The sequence below is a fragment of the Streptomyces sp. NPDC052064 genome (assembly GCF_055585925.1).
In genome coordinates this window covers 511,452-524,165 of the sequence record NZ_JBVJJE010000006.1, presented here as the reverse complement: position 1 = coordinate 524,165, position 12,714 = coordinate 511,452, and the positions used below count along the sequence as shown (strand labels likewise).

The following is a 12,714-nucleotide window of genomic DNA, read 5'->3' as shown; positions in this document are numbered from 1 at the left end:
CCCGTGGGCGGGCCGCGTACGCTTCGTGGACGTCCGCCCCTTGAGCGTCGGCCCTCAGCGGCCGACGCCTCACGTCCGGAGGCCCACCTGGTATGACCGAGCTCCATCTGTGGCTGCGCCACGAGGCCCGAACGACCGAGCGACGCACGCCGGTCGTGCCCGACGACGCCCGGCGGCTCGTCGAGAACGGAGTGGCACTGACCGTCGAGGACTCCCCGCAGCGGGTCTTCCCGATCGAGGAGTACGAGGCGGCCGGCTGCCGCGTCGCCCCTGCGGGCTCCTGGCCGTCGGCCCCGCGAGGCGCCGTCGTGCTCGGCCTGAAGGAACTGCCCGACGCTCCCGGCGAACTGACGCACCGGCACATCTTCTTCGGTCACGCCTACAAGGGCCAGCCCGGAGCGGCCGGCCTGCTGCGCCGGTTCGCCGCCGGGGGCGGGGCGCTGTTCGACCTGGAGTACCTGGTGGACGACACCGGGCGGCGCCTCGCCGCCTTCGGGTTCTGGGCCGGGTACCTGGGCGCGGCCCTGGCGGTGCTCCAGCACCGCGGCCGGCTGCGGGCACCGCTGACGCCCACCACGAAGGAGGCACTGGACGAGACGCTGAAGCCCGCAGCGGACGACGCCGGGTTCACCGGCCTGGTCATCGGCGCCCTGGGTCGCAGCGGCCGCGGTGCCCGGGTGGCCTTCGCCACCGCCGGTGTGGACCCGTCCTGCTGGGACCTCGCCGAGACCCGCGACCTGGACCGCCGCGCCCTGCTGGAGCACGACGTGATGGTGAACGCGGTGCTCGCCACCAGCCCGGTCCCGCCCTTCCTCCGCGAGCAGGACCTCGACGCCCAAGGCCGCCGCCTGCGCACCCTGTGCGACGTGACGTGCGACGTCGGCTCCCCGCTCAACGTCCTTCCGGTGTACGACGAGACCACCGACTGGGACGAGCCCGTCCGCCGGCTGCGCGAGGAACCCCCGCTCGACCTGATCGCCATCGACAACCTGCCCTCCCTGCTGCCGCTGGAGTCCAGCGCGGACTTCTCCGCCGCCCTGCTGCCCCACCTGCTCGACTTCGGCGTCACCGGGCCCTGGGGACGCTGTCTGGACCGGTTCCGTCAGGCATGCCGCGAACACGGCCTCGACAAGGGGGAGATCCTTGATCACTGACCTGGTACCGGCGAGCGGCACCGTCCACTGGATCGGCGCCGGCCTGTCCACGGGCAGCGGCCTGGCCGCGCTGTGCGACACCGCCGAGCGCGTACGGCTCTGGCACCGCACCGAGGGCCGCGCGGCCGACGCCCTCGACCGGCTGGGCCTCGCCGGACGGGCCGAGCTCCGGGCGTACACGCTGCCCGCCCTCGCCGCCGAACTGGCGCCCGGCGACGTCGTGGTGTCCATGCTGCCCGCGCCGGAGCACGCGCCGCTGCTCGCCGAGTGCGTCCGGCTCGGGGCGCACTTCGCGTGCTCCAGCTATGTGTCCCAGGCGGTCCTCGATCAGGTGCCCGCCGCCGAGAAGGCCGGGGTCGTCGTCCTCACCGAGGCCGGGCTCGATCCGGGCATCGACCACCTCTTCGCCCACGCTCTCGTCGCCCGCGCCCGGGAGGCCATCGGCGACGAGACGCCCGCCTCGTACGCCCTCACGTCGTACTGCGGCGGTGTCCCGGCCGTCCCGAACGACTTCACGTACCGTTTCAGCTGGGCACCGGCGGGTGTCCTCAACGCCCTGCGCTCCCCGGCCCGTTACATCGAGGGCGGCGCCGAGACGGTCGCCGACCGCCCCTGGGAGGCGACCCGGCGGCACGTCGTCGACGGGGAGACCTTCGAGGTCTACCCCAACCGCGACAGCGTCCCGTTCGTCGCGCAGTACGGACTGCCGGACGCCTGGACACCGCGCACGTTCGTACGCGGCACCCTGCGTCTGCAGGGCTGGCTGCGCGCCTGGGACGGCGTCTTCGAGGAGCTGAAGCGGGGCGACGACGCCCGGATCACCGCCCTGGCCCAGGAGCTGGCCGCCGCCTACCCCACCACGGACGACGACCGCGACCGGGTCGTCCTCGCCGTGTCGCTGGACGTCCGGGCCGAGACCGGGCGGACCTGGGCGGGCGGTTACCTCCTGGACCTGGTGGGTGACGCGGGGGAGAGCGCGATGGCCCGCTGCGTCTCGCGCACCCTCGCCCTGGGCGTTCGCCACGTCCTGGACGGTTCCCTGCCGCCGGGGCTGAACCGGGCAGCCGAGACGGCGGCCCGGTCCGAACAGTGGCTGCGGGAACTCGCCCGGGACGGCGTCGAGTTCACGCTCCGCGTCGACCGGTAGCGGGGCTCAGCCCGACACGGCCTCGTGGACGAACCTCTTGAGGTCGCGGAACACCGTGTGGGAGGACCTGGGCCGCACCTGCGTCATGAACTGCACCGTCAGGTCGCGGCCCGGGTCGACCCAGAACGTCGTCGTGGCCACCCCGCTCCAGCCGTAGGCGCCGAGCCCGGACGGCGCCTGGGTGCGGGACGGGTCGATCACCACGGAGACGTTGAGCCCGAAGCCGACCCCCTCGTTGCCGGGCTCGTCATGGGCCGGGCGGCTGCCGAAGGCACGCAGATCGGCTCCGCCGGGCAGGTGGTTGCGGGTCATCAGGTCCACTGTCTCCGGGGCGAGCAGCCGGACGCCGTCGAGCTCGCCCCGGCGGCGCAGGAACTCCATGAAGCGGTGGTAGTCGTGGGCGGAGGCGACCATGCCGCCACTGCCGGACAGGAAGCGCGGCCGGCCGCCGCGCAGCGGCAGCCCGGGGATCCGCTCGATGCCGCCGCCCTCCTTCTCCCCGTACATCTCCGACAGCCGGGGTGCCTGCTCGTCCGTGACGTGGAACCCCGCGTCCGTCATGCCGAGCGGCCCGAAGACGCGCTCGGCACAGAACACGTCGAGCGGCTGCCCCGACACGACCTCGATGACCCGGCCCAGGACATTGCTCGCCACCGAGTAGTTCCACTCCGTGCCCGGCTCGAACTGCAACGGCAGACTCGCGTACACCTCGATCGTCTCGGCCAGGTCCGCGCCCGGCCGCACCGACGACTCCAGGCCGGCCTCGCGGTACAGGGCGTCCACCGGGTGGGTGTGGTAGAAGCCGAAGGTCAGGCCCGAGGTATGGGTCATCAGGTGCCGGACGAGTATCGGGCCGGTGGCCGGGCGGGTCCGGACATCGGCCCCGGAGCCGTCGACGTAGACCCGCGGGTCGGCGAAGGCCGGCAGGTGGTCTGCGACCGGGTCGTCCAGCGACAGCCGCCCCTCCTCCACCAGCAGCAGCGCGGCGACCGCGGTGACCGGTTTCGTCATGGAGTAGACCCGCCACAGCGTGTCCGGCTCGACGGGCTGCCCGGCAGCGACGTCGCGCAGGCCGTGCGTCGTGAGGTGGGCGACGTGTCCGGCACGGGCGACGGACACGAGGAAGCCCGGCAGCCGGTCCTCGTCGACGAGACGGGCGAAGTGCCGGTCCAGGCGGCCCAGCGTCCGCGGATCCAGCCCGGCCTCACCCGGGTCGACCTCTTGTCGCAGCTGTGCCATCGCTCATCCTCCGTCGCGCTCGTCGAGGTGAGATCCGGCATACCCCGCCCGGACCGCCTCAGACCTCATCCTCGTGCAGGAACCATTCGTGATCACGTAGAAACGGGTGAACGGATCGTGGGGGTCATGGCGGAGGATGTCTTCAAGGCGCCCGATGGCTCGAGCCCGACGCACCGGAGGACATCTCATGAGGATTCACATCACCAGCGTCTTCGTCGACGACCAGGACAAGGCCATGCGCTTCTACACCGACGTCCTGGGCTTCGTGAAGAAGCATGACATCCCCGTGGGCACGGACCGGTGGCTGACCGTGGTCTCGCCGGAGGACCCCGACGGGACGGAGCTGCTGCTCGAGCCTTCCGGCCATCCCGCGGTGCAGCCGTACAGGACGGCGCTGATCGAGGACGGCATCCCGGCGGCATCCTTCGCCGTGGACGACGTCCCGGCGGAGTTCGAGCGGCTGCGCGGTCTCGGCGTGCGGTTCACCCAGGAGCCCCTGGAGATGGGCAGCATCACCACGGCGGTCCTGGACGACACCTGCGGCAACCTGATCCAGCTCGTGCACACCGGGGCCTAGGCTCCGGGGCCCAGGTCCGATGGCCGATGTCATGCGGCGGCAGGCTTCCTAGGCTGCGAGGCGTATCGCCGCCGCAGACCAGGACGCCACGAGAAGAGGTCGCCATGCCCGTGAACGGTCGCAGCCATATCCGGATCGCCCGTCCCTCCAGGGACCTCGCGGCGGCCGAGCGGTTCTGGCGCGAGGGGCTCGGGCTCAGCGTCGTGTGGCGGTCCGAGGGCGGATCCGAACCGGGCCACCACGACCTGCTGATGCTCGGCTGGCCCGACGCCGACTGGCATCTGGAGCTCGTGCACGAGGCGGCCCGGCCGGTGGAGCCCCGCCCCACCGAGGAGGATCTGCTGGTCGTCTACGCCGACGACCCGGTCCCGGACCACCTGATCGCCCGCTTGGAGCAGCACGGCGGCAAGCGGGTCGAATCCCCCAACCCCTACTGGAACGAATGGGGCGTCACCATCGAGGACCCCGACGGATATCGCCTGGTGCTGTGCCGCCGGGCGTGGTCCAACAGCTGAACGACCAGCTGCCCCGCAGCCGGCCGACCACTCCCTGCCGGGCCCGGCAGGGAGTGGTCCGGACTCAGGCCGTCACCTTCTCCGGCTCCGCGGTCGCCCGGGCCGGGCGTACCCCCAGCGCCTCGGTCGGAACACGGTGCGTCTCGCGGGCCGACAGCGCGGCGATGACCGGCGGTACGCACAGGGCCGCGGTGAACAGGGCCACCGCCGACCAGTCGTCGCCGCCCGGCCCCGCGATCTGCGCGGCGAACGTCACCGCGAAGCCGGCCGCCGCGAAGCCGATCTGCGTGCCGATGGCCACGCCGGACAGCCGGACCCGGGTCGTGAACATCTCGCCGTAGAAGGAGGGCCACACGCCGTTCGCGGCGCTGTAGACCACGCCGAAGCAGAGGATTCCCAGCAGGAACGTCAGCGGGTACGAGCCCGTGGAGACGGCCCACAGGTACAGGAACATCGTCACCGCGCTGCCGACCGCCCCGATCAGGTACACGGGGCGGCGGCCGATCCGGTCGGACAGCGTGGCCCACAGCGGGATCGCGGCGAGCGCGACGACGTTGGCCAGAGCCCCCACCCACAGCATCGCGGTGCGCGACATGCCGACCGCGTCGCTCGTGGCGTACGCCAGCGCCCACACCGTGAAGATGGTGCTGACCGAGGCGATGAGCGCACCGGCGATCACCCGCAGCACGTCCGCCCAGTGCTCGCGCAGCAGCACGACCAGAGGCATTTTGACGACGCCTTCCTCGGCGGCCTGCTGGGCGAAGGCCGGGGTCTCGTCCAGCTTGCGCCGGATGACGTAGCCGGCGACGGCGACCCCGACGCTCAGCCAGAACGGCACCCGCCAGCCCCAGGACAGCAACTGCTCCTCGGGCAGCGCGGCGACCGGGATGAAGACCAGCGTGGCCAGCAACTGGCCGCCCTGCGTGCCGCTGAGGGTGAAGCTGGTGAAGAAGCCGCGCCGGCCCGGTGGCGCGTGTTCCAGCGTCATGGAGTTGGCGCTGGCCTGTTCGCCCGCCGCCGAGATGCCCTGGAGCACCCGGCACAGCACGAGCAGGACCGGGGCGAGCGTGCCGACCTGGTCCCGGGTCGGCAGACAGCCGATGAGGAACGTCGACAGGCCCATCAGCATCAGCGTGAAGACCATGATCTTCTTGCGGCCGAGCTTGTCGCCGAAGTGCCCGAGCACCAGGGCGCCGACCGGGCGGGCGGCGTACGCGACGCCGAACGTGGCCAGCGACAGCAGGGTCGCGGTGGCCGGGTCGGACTCGTCGAAGAACACCTGGGGGAAGATCAGCGCGGCGGCGCTGCCGTAGATGAAGAAGTCGTAGTACTCCAGCGCGCTGCCGATCCAGGCGGCGGTCGCGGCTTTCCTGGGCTGACCGGGCGGGGCTGCGGCCCCTCGGGGCGTGGCGGGGACGGACACGGCGGCTCCTTAGCGGGCTCCACCATAGGCGGAGTGAACAGAAGGACGAGCGAAGGGGAAGTGCCGGATCGCGGCTAATTAACCCACTGGGTAGTTAGTAGGGGATGGCTAGGGATGCTGCGCCCGAGTGCCGCCGGTGTCAAGGGGGCGTGCGCCGGGCGGTCAGTCCGCCGCGCGCTCCGCCGTCAGATACGCGATCACCATGTCGCCCAGCATGGTGCGGTAGTGCGCGCGCTGCGCCGGGTCGACCAGGTCCCGGCCGAACAGCGCGCCGAAGGTATGCCGGTTGGAGACCCGGAAGAAGCAGAAGGAGGAGATCATCGCGTGCAGGTCGACGGCGTCGACGTCCGCCGTGAACAGCCCTGACCTGCGGCCCTCCTCCAGGATGCGGCGGATCACGTCCAGGGCGGGGGAGCCGATCTTCCCCAGCTCCTCGGAGGCGGCGATGTGCTGCGCCTCGTGGATGTTCTCGATGCTGACCAGGCGGATGAAGTCCGGGTGCTGCTCGTGGTGGTCGAAGGTCACCTCGGCCAGGCGCCGGATGGCCGCCACCGGGTCCAGGTGCTCGACGTCGAGCTGCTGCTCGGCCTCCCGGATCACGCCGTAGGCCCGCTCCAGCACGGCCGTGAACAGCTGCTCCTTGCCGCCGAAGTAGTAGTAGATCATCCGCTTCGTGGTGCGGGTGCGGGCGGCGATCTCGTCCACCCGGGCCCCGGCGTAGCCGGCCCGGGCGAACTCCTGCGTGGCGACGTCGAGGATCTCGGCCTGGGTGCGGGCGGCGTCACGGACGCGCTCGCGCTCGCCAGGACGTGCCGGTTCTTCGACGCTGGTCATCAGGTTCCTTCGGGCGGAGGGGCCGGTGCCGGTGATTCTAGAAGCAGGGCCCGCGTCTCACCGGGGCCTTCCCGTGGTCGCGCTCGGCTGATATAGCTAACGTACTAGTTCGTACATTAGTGAGCCGCTCGGGAGGCCCGTGTGCCCAAGGACTCGTATCTCGTCGGACTGATCGGTTCCGGCATCGGCCCGTCGCTGAGCCCGGCGCTGCACGAGCGGGAGGGCGACCGGCAGGGCCTGCGCCTGCTGTACCGGCTGATCGACATCGACCCGCTCGGGGTGCCGCCCGAGGCGGTGGGCGATCTGGTGCGGGCCGCCCGCGACCTCGGGTTCGACGGGCTCAACATCACACACCCCTGCAAGCAGCTCGTCATCGAGCACCTGGACGTGCTCGCCCCGCAGGCCGAGGCGCTGGGCGCGGTCAACACCGTCGTTTTCGAGGACGGCCGCGCGGTCGGCCACAACACGGACGTCACCGGCTTCGCCACGTCCTTCGCGCGAGGGCTGCCCGACGCGCCGCTGGAGCGGGTCGTGCAACTGGGCGCCGGCGGTGCGGGCGCGGCCGTCGCGCACGCCATGCTCACTCTCGGCGCCGAGCGGGTCACCGTCGTCGACGCCCTGCCCGAACGTGCCGCCGCCCTGGCCGACTCCCTGAACCGTGCCTTCGGCCAGGGCCGTGCCGCCGCGGCGACCCCGGACCGGCAGGCGGAGCTGCTCGCGCACGCCGACGGCATCGTCCACGCCACGCCCACCGGCATGGCGGCCCACCCCGGCCTGCCGCTGCCCGCCGAGCTGCTCCACCCCGGGTTGTGGGTCGCCGAGGTGGTCTACCGACCGCTGGAGACCGAACTGCTGCGCACCGCCCGCGCGCTGGGCTGCGCCACCCTCGACGGCGGCGGCATGGCCGCTTTCCAGGCCGCCGACGCGTTCCGCCTGTTCACCGGGCGGGAACCCGACGCCGCGCGGATGCTGGCGGACCTGACCGAACTGGCCGGGGCCGTCGGGGCATCGAACTGAAGAGAGGTACCGACGTGCGTACGTCCATCGCCACCGTCTCCCTCAGCGGATCCCTCACCGAGAAGCTCACGGCCGCGGCCCGGGCCGGTTTCGACGGCGTGGAGATCTTCGAGAACGACCTGCTGGCCAGCCCCCTCACCCCCGAGGAGATCCGCGCCCGCTGCGCCGACCTCGGCCTCGGCATCGACCTGTACCAGCCCATGCGGGACATCGAGGCCGTCCCCGAGGACGAGTTCGCCCGGAACCTGCGGCGGGCCCGCCACAAGTTCGAGCTGATGCGCAGGCTCGGAGCCGACACGGTCCTCGTCTGCTCCAGCGTCTCCCCGCGGGCGGTGGACGACGACGCCCTCGCCGCCGAGCAGCTCAGCCGGCTCGCCGACCTCGCCCGGGACTACGGGATCCGGGTGGCCTACGAGGCGCTCGCCTGGGGGCGGCACGTCAGTACGTACGACCACGCCTGGCACATCGTCGAGTCGGCCGGCCACCCCGCCCTCGGCACCTGCCTGGACAGCTTCCACATTCTCTCGCGCGGCTCTGAACCCAAGGACCTCGAAGGCCTTGCGGCCATCCCCGGCGAGAAGATCTTCTTCCTCCAACTGGCCGACGCCCCGCTGCTCGCCATGGACGTCCTCCAGTGGAGCCGCCACTACCGCTGCTTCCCCGGCCAGGGCGGCTTCGACGTCGCCGGCCTGGTACGACACGTGCTGCGCACCGGCTACGACGGCCCGCTCTCCCTGGAGGTCTTCAACGACGTCTTCCGGCAGGCCGAGGCCGGTCCGACCGCCGTCGACGCCCGGCGTTCCCTGCTGGTCCTCCAGGAGGCGGTGGGCCGGACCGCCCTGCCCGAGCCCGTCGTCCCCACCGGCGTCGCCTTCGCCGAACTGGTCACGCCCGACGCCGAACCCCTCACCGCCCTGCTCGGCGCCCTGGGCTTCACCCGCACCGCCCGCCACCGCGGCAAGCCCGTCACCCTGTGGGAGCAGGGGGACGCCCGGATCCTGGTCAACACCGGGCCGGCCGTCCGCCGGGACGGCACCCAGCTCGCCGCGATCGGGCTGGAGTCACCGGACCCGGCCGCGGCGGCCCGGCGTGCCGAGGCGCTGCTGGCACCCGTCCTGCCGCGCCGCCGGGCACCCGAGGACGCCCCGCTCGACGCGGTCGCCGCCCCCGACGGCACGGAGCTCTTCTTCTGCGCCACCGGCCGTCCGGACCTGCCCGACTGGCGGGCCGACTTCGAGGACACCGGCGCGGCACCCGCGCCCGCGTCCCTCCGCCGTATCGACCATCTCGCCCTCGTCCAGCCCTGGCACCACTTCGACGAGGCGGCCCTCTTCCACCACGGTGTGCTGGGCCTGCACGCCCAGGAGAGCGTGGACGTCGCCGATCCATACGGTCTGCTGCGCAGCCGTGCCGTGACCAACGCCGACGGCAGCGTCCGTATCGCCCTCACCGTCGGCGCCGCGCCCACGGACGACACCGTCCACGCCCAGCACATCGCCCTGGCCACCGACGACGTGGTCGCCTCGGCCCGCCGCTTCCGGGAGGCCGGCGGCAGTCTGCTGCCCGTCCCGGCGAACTACTACGACGATCTCGCCGCCCGCTTCGAGTTCGCCGACGGCGAGCTGGAGACCTACCGCGACCTCGGCATCCTCTACGACCGCGACGCCCATGGCGTCTTCCGCCACTGCTACACCCGCACGGTCGGGCGCGTCTTCTTCGAACTGGCCCAGCGCGACGACGGCTACCGGGGCTACGGCGCCGCGAACGCCCCGGTACGGCTGGCGGCACAGCACGCGGTGCGGGCGCTCACTGGCGGCTGACCGACCGGGTGATGCCGGTGACGACCGTCGTGGCCAGGATCCAGCCCGTGAGGACGAGGACGTAGGAGAGCCACTGGTACCAGCCGGCGGGCGCGAACGCCCCCTCCTGCCCGAAGGAGATCACCGGCAGCAGCAGGTCGAGTGTGTAGAACACCGGGTTGAACTGCGGGGCCTCGTCCGCCTTCAGCGGCTGGGGGTGGTGCAGCGCGTAGGCGACGGAGCCGATCACGAGGAGCGACACCAGCCAGCCCGCGGCCCACAGGGGGCGGAAGCCGTAGCCGACGGTGGCGTCCTGCACATAGCCCCACAGCCGGGCGTACCAGGGGAGGGTGCCGCGGTGGCGGCGCTGCTTGGCTAGCTGGACGAGGCGGGCGGCGTGGTCGTCGCCGATCCGGCGGTAGGCGGCGGTCAACTGCTCGTAGGCGTGCGGGACATAGCCCTCGCCGTCCCGCTCCAGCATCGCCAGGCGGCGCTCGGCGGGCTCGTGCGGCGTGAGGGAGGTGTAGACGAGGCTGTCGAGCAGGACCTCCTCGGGTACCACGTCCGCTTCCAGGAACAGGACGTCCAGCTGGGCGCGGCGCAGGTTGAGGGTGCCTGCCATGGGCGGGCTCTTGCGCAGCCAGAGTTCCCCGATGGTGCAGCTGCTGGCCCGCAGCGCCGCGTCACCGGGGTTCGCCAGGCGCGCGTAGGAAAGATCGAGACGGCCCGCGACCCGGGCACCGCGCAGGCCGATCCAGCCGAGGACGTCCGCGTCGCGCAGCACGACGTCACCTTCCACCGTCAGTGTCTCCGCGTCGAGGGCGACCTCACCGGTACCGGCCTCCAGCCGCGCCTCGTTGAGGTCGATCGTCCCGGCGACCGTGGCGCCCGTCAGGCGGACCTCGCCGCGGGTCCGCAGGCCCGTCGCCGACAGACCGTCCCCGATGGTCACGTGGTTGAGCTGGAGTGCCGGCTGACCGGCGGGCGGTTCGCCGATGTCGGCCCGGTCCATGAACAGGGCCCCGGTTATCTGCGCGCCGCCGAGCCGCACGGGCCCGTCGAACAGGCAGTCCGACATGCGCAGGACGCCGTCCACCCGCAGCGTGGCGGCGTCCAGGCCGGGCAGGACGGAGTCGCGCAGGTTCAGCTGGCGCAGCCGCGCCCCGTACAGCACGGGGACGTCCTCGAAGAAGCAGTGACTCAGGCGCACGGCGTGGTCGATGTCGCCGTACTTGAGGTCGAGCACCCCTGTGATCCGTGCGCCCGCCAGTCTGAGGGCGGCTGTCTCCCCGTCCTCCTGCGGAGCGCTCAGCAACAGGGACCGCAACACGGCCGCGCGTACGGTCCGTTCAGGGCCCCAGTCCGCGCCCCGCTCCGGATCCTCGTCCGCCGACTCCTGGAAGTCCACGTCCTGCCCGCGCGGAAAGGCGCGCCACACCCGCACCTCGGCGGGCGTCATGTCGTCGATCTCCATCAGCGGGGACTCTGACGTGCCCGGCCGGAGGTGTCAACTCACCTCCGGCCGGGGCCGGTTACGCCCTGATGTTCCACTCCGCGATCACGGGCCGCCCGTGCTCGGTGGACAGCCGGCAGACCGTGCCCGTCTCCAGCCGGAACAACCGCCCCTCCGACGGCGGCAGGCCCAGCCGGCGGGCCGTCAGGACGCGGAGGAAGTGGCCGTGCGCCACCAGCATCACATCGCCCTCGGGCAGCGCGTCCGCCACCCGGGACAGCACCCGGTCGGCGCGCTCGCCGACCTCCTCGGGGGACTCGCCCGGCTTGCCGTCGGGGCCGGGCGGGCCTCCGTCGGTCCACAGGTCCCAGTCGGGACGGGTGCGGTGTATCTCCTCGCTGGTGACGCCCTCGTAGGCGCCGTAGTACCACTCGTGCAGGTCCGTGTCCCGCACGGCCCCTGTCAGGCCCGCGAGTTCGGCGGTGCGCACCGCGCGGCCCAGGGGGCTGGTGAGGACCAGCGCGAAGGAACGGCCCGCCAGGAGCGGAACCAGCGACTTGGCCTGCTCCTCGCCGTTCGGGGTGAGGGGCAGGTCGGTGAAGCTGGTGTGCTGTCCGCTCCGGCTCCACTCCGTCTCGCCGTGGCGGACCAGCAGCAGATCTCCCACGTCCTACGCCTTCTTCGCGGACTCGACGGCGTGCCCGCCGAACTGGTTGCGCAGCGCCGCGATCATCTTCATCTGCGGGGAGTCGTCCTGCCGGGAGGCGAACCGGGAGAAGAGGGAGGCGGTGATCGCGGGCAGCGGCACGGAGTTGTCGATCGCGGCCTCCACGGTCCAGCGTCCCTCGCCGGAGTCCTGCGCGTAGCCCCGCAGGGTCTCCAGGTGCTCGTCCTCGTCGAGAGCGTTGACCGCGAGGTCGAGCAGCCAGGAACGGATGACGGTGCCGTCCTGCCAGGAGCGGAACACCTCGCGGACGTTGTCCACCGAGTCCACGGCCTCCAGCAGCTCCCAGCCCTCGGCGTAGGCCTGCATCATCGCGTACTCGATGCCGTTGTGGACCATCTTCGCGAAGTGCCCGGCGCCCACCCGGCCGGCGTGCACGAAGCCGTACGGGCCCTCCGGCTTGAGCGCCTCGAAGATCGGCCGGAGCCGGTCGACGTACTCCTTCTCGCCGCCGACCATCAGGGCGTAGCCGTTCTTCAGGCCCCACACGCCGCCCGAGACGCCCGCGTCGACGAAGCCGATGCCGCGCTTGCTCAGCTCCTCGGCGTGCTTCTCGTCGTCCGTCCAGCGGGAGTTGCCGCCGTCGACCACCGTGTCGTACGGCTTGAGGAGGTCCGCCAGACGGTCGATGACGTGCTGGGTGGGGTCGCCGGCCGGGACCATGACCCAGACCGTGCGCGGCGCCTCCAGCTGGTCGACGAGGTCGGTCAGGCTGGTGACGTCGGACTTGTCCGGGTTGGTGTCGTAGCCGATGACGGTGTGGCCGGCGTTGCGCAGGCGCTCGCGCATGTTGCCGCCCATCTTGCCGAGGCCCACAAGACCGATCTGCATG

12 protein-coding genes are annotated in these 12,714 nt (G+C 72.2%); 6 read left to right on the top strand and 6 right to left on the bottom strand.

Translation table 11 applies throughout. The annotated features are described in order from the left end of the window. The first annotated feature begins 92 nt into the window (after positions 1–92). Positions 93–1,154 carry a saccharopine dehydrogenase gene (locus tag ACZ6TU_RS19490; RefSeq protein WP_467670391.1) on the top strand — a complete coding sequence of 354 codons (1,062 nt, stop codon included), beginning with the start codon at positions 93–95 and terminating at the stop codon, positions 1,152–1,154. Continuing rightward, on the top strand, positions 1,147–2,301 hold the full coding sequence (locus ACZ6TU_RS19485) for a saccharopine dehydrogenase family protein (protein WP_469549904.1): 1,155 nt from the start codon (positions 1,147–1,149) through the stop codon (positions 2,299–2,301). The genes ACZ6TU_RS19490 and ACZ6TU_RS19485 overlap by 8 nt, the downstream gene beginning before the upstream one ends. Positions 2,302–2,307: 6 nt before the next feature. On the opposite strand, the gene ACZ6TU_RS19480 is transcribed toward ACZ6TU_RS19485, so the two are convergent. Next, positions 2,308–3,540 carry a serine hydrolase domain-containing protein gene (locus tag ACZ6TU_RS19480; protein ID WP_467670395.1) on the bottom strand — a complete coding sequence of 411 codons (1,233 nt, stop codon included), beginning with the start codon at positions 3,538–3,540 and terminating at the stop codon, positions 2,308–2,310. A 187-nt stretch (positions 3,541–3,727) separates the two neighbouring features. On the opposite strand from ACZ6TU_RS19480, the gene ACZ6TU_RS19475 reads away from it, so the two are divergent. After that, the gene (locus ACZ6TU_RS19475) at positions 3,728–4,117 is read left to right on the top strand and encodes a VOC family protein (protein ID WP_467670397.1); all 390 of its coding nucleotides are present in this window, start codon (positions 3,728–3,730) and stop codon (positions 4,115–4,117) included. A gap of 104 nt (positions 4,118–4,221) precedes the next feature. Then, positions 4,222–4,632 carry a VOC family protein gene (locus ACZ6TU_RS19470; RefSeq protein ID WP_469549821.1) on the top strand — a complete coding sequence of 137 codons (411 nt, stop codon included), beginning with the start codon at positions 4,222–4,224 and terminating at the stop codon, positions 4,630–4,632. A 64-nt stretch (positions 4,633–4,696) separates the two neighbouring features. On the opposite strand, the gene ACZ6TU_RS19465 is transcribed toward ACZ6TU_RS19470, so the two are convergent. Continuing rightward, on the bottom strand, positions 4,697–6,055 hold the full coding sequence (locus ACZ6TU_RS19465; protein ID WP_467670401.1) for an MFS transporter: 1,359 nt from the start codon (positions 6,053–6,055) through the stop codon (positions 4,697–4,699). Positions 6,056–6,217: 162 nt separating this feature from the next. Then, positions 6,218–6,889 carry a TetR/AcrR family transcriptional regulator gene (locus ACZ6TU_RS19460; protein ID WP_467670403.1) on the bottom strand — a complete coding sequence of 224 codons (672 nt, stop codon included), beginning with the start codon at positions 6,887–6,889 and terminating at the stop codon, positions 6,218–6,220. Positions 6,890–7,030: 141 nt separating this feature from the next. Here ACZ6TU_RS19460 and ACZ6TU_RS19455 point away from each other — a divergent pair, with 141 nt between their 5' ends. Further along, positions 7,031–7,906 (top strand): shikimate dehydrogenase, encoded by an 876-nt coding sequence (locus tag ACZ6TU_RS19455; RefSeq protein ID WP_467670405.1) that lies wholly within the window; start codon positions 7,031–7,033, stop codon positions 7,904–7,906. A gap of 14 nt (positions 7,907–7,920) precedes the next feature. Continuing rightward, on the top strand, positions 7,921–9,726 hold the full coding sequence (locus ACZ6TU_RS19450) for a bifunctional sugar phosphate isomerase/epimerase/4-hydroxyphenylpyruvate dioxygenase family protein (RefSeq protein WP_467670407.1): 1,806 nt from the start codon (positions 7,921–7,923) through the stop codon (positions 9,724–9,726). On the opposite strand, the gene ACZ6TU_RS19445 is transcribed toward ACZ6TU_RS19450, so the two are convergent. From ACZ6TU_RS19445 to gnd, 3 genes are read right to left on the bottom strand one after another with little or no spacing between them, the layout of a single operon-like run. Beyond that, complete coding sequence (locus tag ACZ6TU_RS19445; protein WP_467670409.1) at positions 9,713–11,179, bottom strand: membrane-associated oxidoreductase; 1,467 nt, start codon at positions 11,177–11,179, stop codon at positions 9,713–9,715. The two genes, ACZ6TU_RS19450 and ACZ6TU_RS19445, sit on opposite strands and share 14 nt — an antisense overlap. A gap of 58 nt (positions 11,180–11,237) precedes the next feature. Next, positions 11,238–11,825: a histidine phosphatase family protein gene (locus tag ACZ6TU_RS19440; RefSeq protein ID WP_467670411.1), complete on the bottom strand. Its 588-nt coding sequence runs from the start codon at positions 11,823–11,825 to the stop codon at positions 11,238–11,240. A 3-nt stretch (positions 11,826–11,828) separates the two neighbouring features. Continuing rightward, positions 11,829–12,713, bottom strand: a complete 885-nt coding sequence (gnd, locus tag ACZ6TU_RS19435; protein ID WP_467670413.1) for a phosphogluconate dehydrogenase (NAD(+)-dependent, decarboxylating) — start codon at positions 12,711–12,713, stop codon at positions 11,829–11,831. Position 12,714: the final 1 nt, after the last annotated feature.

Excerpts from the sequence above, each read along its gene's own strand:
- ACZ6TU_RS19445 (WP_467670409.1), bottom strand. The coding sequence starts at position 11,179 with ATGGAGATCGACGACATGACGCCCGCCGAGGTGCGGGTGTGGCGCGCC.
- ACZ6TU_RS19470 (WP_469549821.1), top strand. The coding sequence starts at position 4,222 with ATGCCCGTGAACGGTCGCAGCCATATCCGGATCGCCCGTCCCTCCAGG.
- ACZ6TU_RS19490 (WP_467670391.1), top strand. The coding sequence starts at position 93 with ATGACCGAGCTCCATCTGTGGCTGCGCCACGAGGCCCGAACGACCGAG.
- ACZ6TU_RS19480 (WP_467670395.1), bottom strand. The coding sequence starts at position 3,540 with ATGGCACAGCTGCGACAAGAGGTCGACCCGGGTGAGGCCGGGCTGGAT.
- ACZ6TU_RS19460 (WP_467670403.1), bottom strand. The coding sequence starts at position 6,889 with ATGACCAGCGTCGAAGAACCGGCACGTCCTGGCGAGCGCGAGCGCGTC.
- gnd (WP_467670413.1), bottom strand. The coding sequence starts at position 12,713 with ATGCAGATCGGTCTTGTGGGCCTCGGCAAGATGGGCGGCAACATGCGC.
- ACZ6TU_RS19475 (WP_467670397.1), top strand. The coding sequence starts at position 3,728 with ATGAGGATTCACATCACCAGCGTCTTCGTCGACGACCAGGACAAGGCC.